The following is a 12,188-nucleotide window of genomic DNA, read 5'->3' on the forward strand; positions in this document are numbered from 1 at the left end:
AACGTTCACCATGTCTCGACCCGCCCACGACGCGCCTGGACGGGTTGCCGGAACGGCCGAGTACACCCAGTACGCGCGCCGTCCCGTCGCCCCGCCCAGCCACGCCGTGGACCCGCCGATACACGGCAACGTTCTGAGCCGGGCCACTAGGGATACCTGGTCACCGAGAGGCGGGAGACGTGCACGACGTGGTAGTCCGGGTCGTCGCGGTCGACCACCACCTCCGATGGCGCGGCGGGTGCGGCGAACGCGACCAGGCCCGCCGTCGCACCCCAGGCGCCGGTGTCCGGCACGGCCAGCACGTCGCCGGGTCGCATCCGGGGCAGTCGCGTCGACGCCCACACGTCGAGCGGGGTCTCCTGCTGGCCGATCAGGACGGTGTCCACCAACTCACCGGACGGTGGCCGGGAAATCAGCTCCGGCACCAGCGACCGGCTGGTCCGCCGTCCCGCGAACAGGCCGACGTGGTTCGCGCCGGACTCGAGCACCACCACCTGCCACTCACCGGCGTCCCGCACGTCGAGCACGGAGGTGACGAGGGTGCCCGCCGTGCCGACCAGGTCGCTGTCCACTTCGAGTGCCACCCGGGTCCAGCTCGCGAGCAGACCCGCGAACCTCGGTGCGAAACCGGTGAAGTTGACCTGCTCGACCGGCATACCGTGCTCGGCGAGCACGGAGGCCAGCCGTCCCGCCAGACTGGCGGCACCGTCCACATCGGACTCAGCGCGCACGTGCAGCCCGACGATCCGCGCGTCCGTGCGGCCCGCGAACCGGAACGGCTCGGCGAACACGGAGTCCGGGTCCGCGCCGGACGGGGCCGCGCCGGACGCGTTCACCCGCAGCAGGCAACGCGCCTGCCCCCTGAGCCCGGCGGCGCGCCTGCCCAGCTGGTCCAGCGCCGCCGGTGAGTCCACGGTGAAGGTCCGCACGCCGAGCCGCAGTGCCCAGTCGAGGTCCGCGTCCCTCCTCGCGGGGCCGGAGTAGAGGACGTCCCGCGCGGGCCAGTCGGCGACGAGTGCCGCGTCCAGCTCGCCGGGCGAGCGCACCGCGGGCAGCACGCCCGCGGCGCGGATCTCCCGCAGCAGCTCGGGATGCGGGTTGGCGGACAGCGTGTAGTACAGCCCGGTGCGTTCCGGCAGCGCGGCACGCAGGCGCCGATGGTTGAACCGGATATCGGCGAGGTCGTATACATATACCGGCGTGCCCACTTCGTCCACAAGAGACAGAAGGTCGGTCACGACTCTTGCTCCATCGCCAGCCCCATGGTGCCGATGATAGGTCCACGAAACCAGGAGAAGCGGTTCCGGCGCGGCTGATGCTGGCCCTGGTGCCTCGTCAAGGTGAAGTGGGTCGGTTATCCGTGGCTCCAGGTGGTCGCCGGCAAGGCGCGGGAAAGCCGCTCGTACCAGGGGTTGTACTTGGGCTTTCCCGCAACGCCGCCAGCGGCCGCCTGGGCCGTGGAGAAACGTGCCGTCTTCGCCTTGACGGGGCACTAGTGGCCGGGCCACTAGGCATAAGGTCTGATCCGCAGGTCCTCCCGGCTGTCTCCCAGCTCTCGACCCAGGCGGTAGGCATAGGCGATGGCGGCCAGGGTGACGTGGTGGTGCCAGCCGCGGTACGAGCGGCCCTCGAAGTGCCGCAGACCGACATCGTCCTGCATGCGATCGAGGTGCTCCGCCGCCACCCCGTCCAGTTTCACCAGGTCGATCAGCTGCGGAAGGCGGGCCACGTTCAGGTTGGTCAGCCAGGTCGCCCTCGGCCGGTTCCGCCCGACGGTCCACTGGGCGAGCAGATGGCGTGCCGGCTGGTACCGCCGCACCATCCGCACGTTGCCGAACCCCGGGGCGTCGGCCTCGCACGGCACGGGCGAGGCGACGAACCGCGTGGCGGCCACCCGCGCCTCGGTGCGGATCTGCCAGTTCAGCGTTCTGGCCGAGGGGCGCACGGCCAGCAGTGCCAAGTCGCCGACGGTGGGCACCCGGTTGGCGCCCGCGCGGGAGGACCACGCGGGGACCTGCTGCCCGACCCGCAGCAGGTAACCCAGCCCGCGTTCCTCCAGTGCCCGCAGCAGCGGCTCGACGTCTCGCTGTTCCGCGACGTCCGCGATCACCGGTGCCGGGGCGAGTCCCCAGCCGTGCCGCATCTCCTCGACCGCGTCGAGCATGACCTGCCAGCGCGGCCGGTACCGTTGCGTGGCAGGCAGGTGCGCGCGGTTCCGGCGCCGTTCGTCGGCGTCCCAGCAGCGGGGTAAGAGCAGTCGCCAGTTCACCGGCACGGCGGCCGCGTCGCCCGCGAGCATCACCGTGAGACCGACCTGGCAGTTGAGGGTGCGGCCGGCCGCGGGCACGTACCGGCTGGCCACGCCGACGGAGCTCGTGCCGCTCTTGGGGAACACGGCGTCACGCACGACCCACGCCTTCGGCGTGCTCTCGGCCGTGACGTGCTCTGCGAGGTTGCGCCGGACCGGCTCCCACCGCCAGGTGCTCTGGTTGACGAACTGTTGCAGGCACTGGTCTGCCCTGGCGCCGACGATGGTCTCGCAGATGCGGCGGATGGACTTGCGTCCGGGGACGGTCACCAGCCCGCGCACGTACACCTCACCCCACCGCCGCTGATCCGACCTGGACAGGGGCGACAGGGTGTCCCGGCAGAAACGGGACAGGTTCGTGGACTCGTTCGCCTTGGCAACCGTGTCGAGACTGATGGTCATCGTTCCCATCCCTCATTCCGCTCGGCCGTGAGCACCGGAGCGGTTCCGCCCGCGTCCAACTCGCACTGAAGCCGCGCGGCGACAGCCGCCGCGTACGGCGCGTATCTGGTGCGCTCCTGTTGGAAGGCCTCCCATGCCAGTCCTTGCGTGCGTGCCACCGGAAGACCGGCGAACAGGGTCATCTCGATCGTGTCGGCGAACCCGCACTGCTCGCGGCCGTGCAGGCTGACCACGGACCGGGGGACGACGAGGCCCATGCCGGCCGCGATCCTTTGCAGGCAGCGGGCACCGGTTTCCAGCAGGACCTGCGTGTTCGGCGGCGCCCAGTCCGGCGCCGTGGCCTCGACCAGCGCCGCCGCGTCCAGCGCGATCACCGCGGCCTCGAGCCAGCACAGCGGGCCCGCGGACCGGAAGTACGCGAGGGACGGCTGACCGACGTGCGTGCAGCGGAGATCGGCGAGCCAGGCCGCCCACTCGCCGTACCAGGAGTCGAGCTGGTCGCGAGAGTCGGAGCGGACGAAGGTGGCGATCACCCGCTCGGCGTCGGACGGCACCGCGGCGTGCGCCGACAGCCGCGCGACGAGTGCCTCACGGCGGCTGTACGCGGCCGCGATCCGGAGCAGGTACACCGCGAACAGGCCGACGAGCAGCGCGCCGGACACCGTGGCGGCCACCGCGAACAGGTTCGCCGGGCCGTCGAGCTCGAACGCGAGCAGGTCAGCGAGCTCCGCGGGCGCAGGGCGGATCGCCCCTGACGCCACCGCGAGCAGCACGAAACCCGCGGTGCTGCTGACGAACCAGCAGCCGAACATGATGAACAGGGCCAGCGGCGCGCACAGCGCGAGCAGCCGTTCCCTGCGGGCGGGCGCGAGCCGGGACCCGACCGGCGTGAGCACCGCGGCCGTCAGCCGAACGGTCCACCGGGCGGCACGCGGCGGCACCTGTCCCTGCGTGAAGACCGCGCGTAGGACGCTCAGCCAACTGACCCACAACAACGCGCCGCCGAGTACGGCGACCAACACCCCGACCATGCGGATCCTCCGCCCGTTTTATCCGTGCGGTTCCACCATTGCCTGGTCGGCGGCACATATTCAGGATGTGCTTGTAGGGGTACTGGTAGTACCAGGATCAGGAAGCGGCCGAGCGCGGCCGGGTTTCCAGGTCGCGGGCCAGGTCCTCGATCGACTTGGCACTCAACAGGTCACGCCCACTGACCTGCAGCCTGAGCTCGGTCCGGACCTGGTACGCCAGCCGGACCGCGAACACCGAGGACAGGCCCAGCGCGGTCAGCGGTGTGGTCGGGTCGACGTCGGGCAGACCGAGCAACGTGGACACACTGCTCCGCAGGTAGCGGATGCGACCCGCCACCGTGGTGGCGGCCTCCGCGTGGTGCGGCGCGCCGATGGGCGTCGCCTGCGCCCCATCGTCGACCGGCCGGGGCTCCGGCCGCCCGCCCGGGCCGTCGTCGACCCAGAACCGCTTGTGCTGCCACGGATAGCTCGGCACGTCGACGAACCGGCCGCCCGCGCCTGCCCGGTCGAAACGGACCCGGCCACCGGCCGCGTACACGGCGGCGAGGCCGGCCAGCATGGCCGTGTGCTCCGGCTCGTCCCTGCGCAGCGAGGCGACCACGGTGGCTTCCGCGAACGCGTCCGCGATGCCGTCCTCGATCGCGAGGTTCAGGATCGGGTGCGGACTGATCTCGACGAACACCGTCGGCGCCCGCGCGGCCAGCGCCGCCCCGACCGCCGCCTCGAAACGCACCGGCAGGATCAGGTTGTCGGCCCAGTACTCCGCGTCGAAGCCCGCGCCGTCGACCGTGTGGTCCAGCGCGGTGGAGTGGATCGGCACCCGGCCGGCACGCGGGCGCAGGTCGGCGAGCGCACCGACCAACTGGGGGCGGATCGGTTCGACATGCGGAGCGTGCGAGGCGTAGTCCACCTGCACCTGGCGGCAGAACACGCCGTCCTCGCGCAGCGTCGTGATGATCTCCGCCAGTGCGTCCGGGTCGCCGGACAGCACTGTCGCGCTGCGGCTGTTGACGACCCCGACCCACACGCGGTCGGCGTGTTCGCCGATCGCGGCCCGCGCGGCGGACTCACCGAGCTGGACGGCCCACATCTCGCCAGGTGTGTCCCGGGCGGCCAGCAGGGCGCTGCGTCGGCAGATCACCGCCGCGCCTTCCGCGACGGTGAGCGCACCGGCGGTGACCGCGGCCGCGATCTCACCCATGCTGTGCCCGATCACCAGGTCCGGCTCGACACCCCAGTCGCGCCACAGTTCGGCCAGCGCCACCTGGACCGCCCACAGCACCGGCTGCACCCGATCCATGGTGGTCGCTTCGGTGCCGCTCATGAGGTGCTCGATCGGCGACCAGCCCACCTCGGCCAGCACGGCCCGGTCGCATTCGGCGAGCCGGTCGGCGAAGGCCTTGTCGGACGCCAGCAGCTCCCGCGCCATGCCCGGCCACTGCGAACCCTGCCCCGGGTAGACGAACACGATCTTCGGCCGCTCGGCGGCTTCGCGACCATCCCCGACCACCTGCTCGGCGAAGCGGCCTTCCGCGACCGCGGTCAGGCCCGCGACGAGTTCGTCCCGGTCGGCGCCGACCACGGCAACACGCCGCTCGAAGTGCGTGCGGCGGGTCCCCGCGGTGTGACAGATGTCGGCAACGGAGCCACCCTGCCCGCCCAGCGACTCGGCGTACCTGCTCGCGAGAGCACGCAGCGCCCCGGTGTCCCTGGCGGAGAGCGGGAGCAGGTAGCCAGGCGCCTCCTCGTCGGCAGCTCCGCCGGATCCGGCGGACTCGGCGGGTGACGGGAGTTCGGCGAGCACGACGTGCCCGATCGAGCCGGACATGCCGAACGCGCTGACACCCGCCACCGCGGGCCGCTCGGCGGCAGGCAGGCATGACTTCTCCCGCGCCAGCCGCAGGGGCGCACCCGGCCACTCCAGGGGCGGCACCGGCGTCGTGACGTGCAGGGTCGCCGGGACGGTGCGGTGTCGCAGCACGAGCGCCGCCTTGATCATCCCGGCGAGGCCCGCCACGCCTTCCAGATGGCCGACGTTGGACTTGAGTGAGCCGATGAGACAGGGGCGATCCGCCTGCCGTCCCTCGCCGAGCACCTCGCCGAGTGCCTGCAGTTCCACCGGGTCCCCGATGGGGGTGCCAGGACCGTGTGCCTCAACGTAGTCGACCATCGCGGGCGCGACACCGGCGTCGGCGTAGGCGGCCCGCAGAATCGCCGCCTGTCCCGCCTGCCCCGGCGAGGTCAGGGAGCCGCCGGTCCTGCCGTCGTTGCCGATGGCGGTGCCCACGATCGTCGCGTAGCCGCGGTCGCCGTCCCGCACCGCGTCCGCCTGCCGCTTGAGGATCACCACGGCGGCACCCTCACTGCGCACGAAGCCGTCCGCGCTGACGTCGCCGAAGCGGCACCGGCCGGTCGGCGAGAGCATGTCCGCCGAGGACAGGGCGATGTACATGTCCGGGGACAGCAACAGACTCGCGTCGCCGACGATGGCCAGGTCGATCTCACCGGCACGGAGCGCGCGGGTGGCCAGGTGCACGGCCACCAGCGACGTGGCACAGGTCGCGGACACGGTCATGCTGGGACCGCGCAGGTCCAGGTGGTAGGAGATCCGCCCGGCGATGACCCCGGCCGTGTCGCCGCCCATCGCGGCGTGCAGCCCGGTGCGGCCCGCGGCCCGCATGATCTCCCAGTAGTCGTTGCCGAACGTGGTGAGGTACACGCCGGTGTTGCTGCCTGCCAGGTCCTCCGCCGTCTGCCCCGCGTCCTCGATGGCCTGCCACACCACCTCCATGAGCACGCGCTGCTGCGGATCCATCTGTTCCGCTTCACCCGGCGTGATATCGAAGAAGTTCGCGTCGAAATGATCGATCCGGTCCAGAAAACCGCCACTGAGGCTTCGAATTCTGTCCGGGTGCCCCGATTCCGGCGAATAAAGGCTCTTCGCGTCGAACCGTTCCTGGGGAATCTCACCGACCACGTCCCGGCCCGACAGCAACAATTCCCACAGTTCGTTGACACTCGAGGCGCCGGGAACCCGGCAGGCGGCACCGACTAAGGCGACTGAGGTTTCCACATCGATGGTCCCCTCATCGCGTCTCGGCTCCGTGAGCATCGTGCCGCCACTCCCTCTCGACTGGTCTCGCACCTCATCCTGTCCAGCGCGAGGCAGAGCGGTCAATGAGGAACTAACGGAATACGGACCCAACGGATGTTCCGGACCATTGCCCGGCGAGGGGAACGTGCAGCACGACTCCTGCCGGCACGGTCTCCGGGGAGATCATCGGCACGATCTTCAGGTTCCGTACGCCGAGCCGGTCGTGCCGGAACCGGCGCACCTTCGAGCGATGCTCCACCACCTGGTGCTGGCCCCACCAGGTACGAAACTCGGGGCTGAGCCGGGTGAACTCCTTGATCCGCGCCCGCAGCACCGGATCGGCGGAGTGCCTCGCGCTCTCACTGCGCCATCGGGCAACGGCATCCCTGGTGTCCTCCTCCCAGTCCGCCAGCCGAACGCGGGCCACGGGCGAGAGCAGCATCCAGCGCACGATGTTGCGGTCCTCCGGCCGCAGGGCACCCCAGTCGTCGTACCACTCGAGTGCCGCCCGGTTCCACGCCAGGAGGTCGCAGTAGTGGTTCGCGGCGTACACCGGGTACGGGCTTTCGTCGAACAACTCGACGACCTGCTTGATCAGATCGGCGGCGGGGACGTCCGCGTCCAGCGGAGAGGTCTGGATGGCGACGCCGTGCGCCAGGCTGTGCACGTACCGGCGTTCGTCCTCGGACAGGCGCAACACCCTGGCCAGGCTGTCCAGCACCTCCTGAGACGGCTGGATGCCCCGGCCCTGCTCGAGGTAGGTGTACCAGGTCGGGCTGACGCCGGCCAGCACGGCGACCTCCTCGCGGCGCAGCCCCTGGGTCCGCCTGCGCGGTCCCGCGGGCAGCCCTACTTCGGCCGGAGTGATGCGCTCCCTCCTGCTGCGCAGGAACGTGGCAAGTTCCTGCCTACTGGCATCGGTCGACAAGATCGCCCCAGAATGTCGCAAAACGGCTAAACCGCGAGGTCAATCCATCATGACACGGGGGCTCCCATTTCCGGCACACAGATCCACCAGCACGCCGACGTCTGACCGAACGTATCCCGGCGCCTACTACTCGTAGTGAGACAGGGCCCGGCCTCACTGCCTGCCAGGGAAGGGGATCTCGGCCCAGACCGTCTTGCCGCCCCGGCCTTCGACTGTGCACCGGACACCCCAGGCGCTGGTGAGCTGGTCGACGATCTGCAGACCGTGGCCTCGGCAGGCCGCCTTCCCGAAGCGGGAGGTGCCGAGCGTGAGACGCCCGAGGGGAGACGTGTCGTCGACCTCGACCGTGGTCTGTCGCGGCGCGGACCGGTGGCAGACATGCACGGCTCGCGGGCCGCCCGCGTGTTCGTACGCGTTGGAGGCGAGCTCGTCGGCGACCTGGATGACGTCGAGAACGTGGGCATGGCCGACACCCACGAGCATCTCGCGGATCCAGCGACGCACCCGCGTGAGCGCGTGGGCGTCGCTTCCGGTCAGCTCGAGCGTGTGGCGGTGGCGGTCACCTTGGGCGGCCACCGGCACGTCTTCCTTGGCCATCCGGCCTCACTGCCTCCGTTGGGGCCCTTCACGTCGTCTCGACGAGACGCTTGATGTTCAGGGCTACCCGGAACCGCACGCCCGCAACCACGAAGATCTGTTAGGAAGTCACCTTCATCGCGTCGTCGAGGGTGTCGTACACGGTGAGCGTGTCCGACAGGCCGGTCATCGCGATCGCGCGGGCCACGAACCTGTTGCCGGTGACCACCCACAGGACGCCACCCGCGTCCCGGTGCCGCTGGCTGTGTTCTACGAGCAGACTCAACCCCACCGAGCCGAGGAACGTCACCTCGGTCAAGTCGACGACCACGGGTCCCGCCGACACGGGTCGTACCTCGACCCGGTCGAGCGCCTCCCTCAGCTTCCATGCGCTGACCAGGTCGATCTCGCCCGCGGCACGGATGACGACACCACGGTCCGCCACGTTGCCCGACTCGTACCACACGCGCAGCAGCTCATCGAGCTGTGGCGCGTCATCGATGGTCTCATCTGTCATGTGCCCTCCAAGGGGTCGACTACGCCGACCATACCTTGGCGTGGCCCCCGAGAGCGGCACTGAGCAGGCGCGGCCGGGATGTGCGCCACCAGTAGGACATCGTCGTGGCGGTACGTGCCCGCTGCTACCCAGCACGATCGGAGTGGTGGTCAGGCGAACTCTCGCCGTCTGCCGATCACCAGCTCTGCAGACCCGCGCCGTAGGGGTAGAGCGGGTTCCCGTACGTGGTCGCCGGGCTCTGCCCGGCGTCGATCCGCGCACGGATCTCGGCACGCTGGGCGGCCGTGGCACCCAGGTCGTAGGGCAGGTCCCAGTTCTCTGTCGCGTCGGCGGGCACGTCCGTGCCGCCGGGGCGCAGCACCTGGTCCAGCGAGCGGGGCAGCTGCCATGGCAGCCTGCCGCGCGGCTGGTAGTCGCCGAAGAGCAGGCCCGCCGCGGCCGGGCCCATCTCCTCGCCGCCCCGGTAGGTGACCACGATGGCGTTCGCGAGGCCGTTCCACTCGCTGATCACGTACGGGCGCGGCAGCACCAGCAGCACGACCACCGGGATTCCCTGGTTGCGGAAGTTCTGGATCACGGCGAGTTGGTCCGGCGGCAGGTACGGCTGTTCCTTCACCCAGCTCGTGGCGTGGGTGTACGAACCCTCGCCGACCGCCACCACCGCGAGCTTCGGCGCCGGGCCCGTGTCCTGGTAGACGTTCACCCCGGCCGTCGCCGCTCGTGCGCGGATCGCGTCGAGGATCGTCTTCGAGCCGTACTCCTGGTGGAAGTAGCTGGTCCAGATGCAGCACGCCAGGCCGTCGGTGGCCCGAGGGCCGGCCACGACGATGTTGTCGCCGCGGTTGAGCCGGATCGGCAGCACGCCGTCGTTCTTGAGCACCGTCAGCGACTCGCGCGACGCCTGGTTGGCGAGCGCCGCGTACGCGGGCGTGTGCTGCCGGTACGGCCCGTTCACCGGATCGCCGTACGGGGTCTCGAACACGCCCAGCGTGAACTTCAGCCGCAGCACGCGGCGGACCGCGTCGTCGATCCTGGCGATGGGCACGTTCGCCAGGAACTGCGCCATGGTGAAGCCGGGGGCTCCTGGGTCGGCACCGCCCATGACGTCCGAGCCCGCGTTGGCCGCGCCCACCCACGACCCCGACGGCAGCCAGTCGGTCGTGATGAGGCCGGTGAAGCCCAGGTTCTGGCGCAGGTAGGCCAGGATCGGCGCGCTGTCGCCCGCGCCGGGACCGCCGGGGTCGAGCAGGGAGCTGCCCGCGTAGCCGGGCATGATGTTGACCGCGCCCGCCTCCATCGCGGCCCGGAACGGGATCATGTGGTACTTGATCGTGACCGCGTCGTAGACGATCAGCGCCTCACCACCGGCCCCCTCCCCCGGCCAGTGCTTGACCGTGGCCAGCACGGAGCCCGGGTTCAGCTCCGGCCCGCCCTGCAGCCCCGCCACGAGCGCCCGGACCTGCGCGGCCGCCACGTCGGCGTTCTCGCCGTTGCCCTCCTGGATGCGGGGGTAGAGCACCTTCGTGCCCACCTCGGCGAGCGGCCCGAGCACGCCGCGGGTGCCGACCTCAAGCTGCTCGCGGCGCTGCATGTCGCCGAGCCGGTAGTCCAGCCCGTAGTTCTGGCCCGCCGCGAGCGCGCTCTGGGTCGGGTAGCTGGTCTGGTACCCGTGGATCGTGTCGCCCGCCGAGACGAACGGGATGCCCAGCCGGGTGCCGGACGAGGCGAGGAGCGTCGCGTGCAGGTCCGGTGCCTGCGACGGACCGAAGTGCCAGCCAGACCGAGGGAAGGACTGTGCGTTGTAGAACATCTGGTAGGCCTTCTCCTCGGCGGTCATCCGCCCGAGGAGATCGTTGACCCGGGTCTCCACCGGCCTGCGCCAGTCTTCGTACGGCTCGATCGTGCCGTTCTTGTTGAGGTCGCGGCTGCCGTTCACGATCCCGACGCCGTCGGCGACGTTCTCCAGTGCGGGCAGGTAGACGCTGAAGGTCCGGATGTTCGACGTGGTGGTCGTGCCCGCGCCGTTGACCGCGACGACGAACCACTTGTAGGTCCACCGGTCCGGCAGGTCCCACGTCGGCGTGTAGCTCGTGCCCGTCGGTTCGGCCACCTTGGTGTAGAGGTCGATCAGGTTGCCGGAGCGGGTGAAGTCGTAGTCGGTCCGGCTGACGTTGATCCACACCTGGTAGCGGGCCGTGCCGGACACCGCCGCCCACGACAGCGCGGGCCTGCGCGTGGTGGTCACCATCGCCGCGTCGGCCGGGGCGGACAGCGCGAACTGGCCGGTGGTCGTCGGCGGGCGCGTCGGCGCGGACAGCAGGGGCGGCGTCGTCGCGGAGTCGTCCACCGTGCCGAGGATCTCGAACTCCCACAACGAGTACCCGTAGCCCGTCGCGCGTGCCGTGCCGTACATCCGCACGTACCGGCCGGTGCCGCTGACGGCGAGGTTCTCAACGCCGCCGCGCCCGGTCGTGGTGCTGTACACGGGTGTCCAGGTGGCCGCGTCATCCGACACCTCGATGCGGTACCCGGTCGCGTAGGCCGCCTCCCAGTTCAGCGTGACGCCGGTGATCGTCGCCCGGCCGCCGAGGTCGACCTGAAGCCACTGCGGGTCGCTCGCGAGACTGCTCCACCGCGTCGTGGTGCGGCCGTCGAGTGCCGCCGCAGGCGCGTTGCCGCCTTCGTACGAGGACGCGGCGACCTTCTTGAACCGCGAGATGACCGGGCCGGGGTCGCCGCCCGCGTCGCCGGTCGTATGGATCCCGAAGTCCCACAACGAGTACCCGTAGCCGGTGGCCCGGGCCGTGCCGAGCACGCGGACGTACCGGCCGGTGCCGGTGACGTTCAGGGTCTGCGTGCCTCCGGTGCCCGTGGTCGTCGAGTAGACGGTGGACCAGGTGGCGGCGTCGGAGGAGACCTGGAGCTGGAACGCCGTCGCGTAGGCGGCTTCCCAGTTCAGCACGACCTGGCACACGGAGGCGGACGCCCCGAGATCGACCTGGAGCCACTGTGGGTCGCTGAACGCGCTCGCCCACCGGGTGCCCGCGTTGCCGTCGACCGCCGCTGACGCGGGGGTGCCCGCGTTCTCCGTCGAGGACGCGGTGGCGGGCCGGTTCGCCGCGACATCGGCGGTGCCACAGGCCGCGGCAACGGCCCGCACGTCCGACGCGACGACCGCACCGGCCACGGCGACGGCCACGGCCGCCGCGAGCACCAGCAGGCGGAAAGAAGGACGAAAGCTCATGGCCATCTCCTTTGACAGCAACGCTTCCCGGCGAGGGCAGGGATCTCGGAGAGCGCTCTCTCAGAGATTGGCCCGGCCACCACTCCCC

8 protein-coding genes are annotated in these 12,188 nt (G+C 70.8%); all 8 read right to left on the reverse strand.

The annotated features are described in order from the left end of the window. Positions 1-146: 146 nt before the first annotated feature. Positions 147-1,238: a type III PLP-dependent enzyme gene (locus tag WBA97_RS02560; protein ID WP_424229012.1), complete on the reverse strand. Its 1,092-nt coding sequence runs from the start codon at positions 1,236-1,238 to the stop codon at positions 147-149. Between the two features lie 269 nt (positions 1,239-1,507). After that, the gene (locus WBA97_RS02565; protein ID WP_424229013.1) at positions 1,508-2,710 is read right to left on the reverse strand and encodes an IS701 family transposase; all 1,203 of its coding nucleotides are present in this window, start codon (positions 2,708-2,710) and stop codon (positions 1,508-1,510) included. Further along, on the reverse strand, positions 2,707-3,741 hold the full coding sequence (locus tag WBA97_RS02570) for a hypothetical protein (RefSeq protein ID WP_424229014.1): 1,035 nt from the start codon (positions 3,739-3,741) through the stop codon (positions 2,707-2,709). Before WBA97_RS02570 ends, WBA97_RS02565 begins: the two co-directional genes overlap by 4 nt. Before the next feature lie 97 nt (positions 3,742-3,838). Continuing rightward, positions 3,839-6,853: a type I polyketide synthase gene (locus WBA97_RS02575; protein WP_424229015.1), complete on the reverse strand. Its 3,015-nt coding sequence runs from the start codon at positions 6,851-6,853 to the stop codon at positions 3,839-3,841. A 73-nt stretch (positions 6,854-6,926) separates the two neighbouring features. After that, a complete protein-coding gene (locus WBA97_RS02580) occupies positions 6,927-7,763 on the reverse strand; it encodes a helix-turn-helix transcriptional regulator (protein ID WP_424229016.1) in 837 nt (278 codons plus the stop codon). Positions 7,764-7,916: 153 nt separating this feature from the next. Beyond that, positions 7,917-8,360, reverse strand: coding sequence for an ATP-binding protein (locus tag WBA97_RS02585; RefSeq protein ID WP_424229017.1), 444 nt, complete (start codon positions 8,358-8,360; stop codon positions 7,917-7,919). Positions 8,361-8,460: 100 nt separating this feature from the next. After that, positions 8,461-8,856: an STAS domain-containing protein gene (locus WBA97_RS02590; RefSeq protein ID WP_424229018.1), complete on the reverse strand. Its 396-nt coding sequence runs from the start codon at positions 8,854-8,856 to the stop codon at positions 8,461-8,463. Between the two features lie 175 nt (positions 8,857-9,031). Continuing rightward, positions 9,032-12,100: a discoidin domain-containing protein gene (locus WBA97_RS02595; protein WP_424229019.1), complete on the reverse strand. Its 3,069-nt coding sequence runs from the start codon at positions 12,098-12,100 to the stop codon at positions 9,032-9,034. Positions 12,101-12,188 lie beyond the last annotated feature (88 nt).

The sequence above is a fragment of the Actinophytocola sp. genome (genome assembly GCF_049647105.1).
Taxonomy (GTDB): Bacteria; Actinomycetota; Actinomycetes; order Mycobacteriales; family Pseudonocardiaceae; genus Actinophytocola.

Coding starts and splice junctions, on each gene's coding strand:
- WBA97_RS02565 (WP_424229013.1), bottom strand. CDS start 2,710: ATGACCATCAGTCTCGACACGGTTGCCAAGGCGAACGAGTCCACGAAC.
- WBA97_RS02575 (WP_424229015.1), bottom strand. CDS start 6,853: ATGCTCACGGAGCCGAGACGCGATGAGGGGACCATCGATGTGGAAACC.
- WBA97_RS02595 (WP_424229019.1), bottom strand. CDS start 12,100: ATGAGCTTTCGTCCTTCTTTCCGCCTGCTGGTGCTCGCGGCGGCCGTG.
- WBA97_RS02590 (WP_424229018.1), bottom strand. CDS start 8,856: ATGACAGATGAGACCATCGATGACGCGCCACAGCTCGATGAGCTGCTG.
- WBA97_RS02570 (WP_424229014.1), bottom strand. CDS start 3,741: ATGGTCGGGGTGTTGGTCGCCGTACTCGGCGGCGCGTTGTTGTGGGTC.
- WBA97_RS02585 (WP_424229017.1), bottom strand. CDS start 8,360: ATGGCCAAGGAAGACGTGCCGGTGGCCGCCCAAGGTGACCGCCACCGC.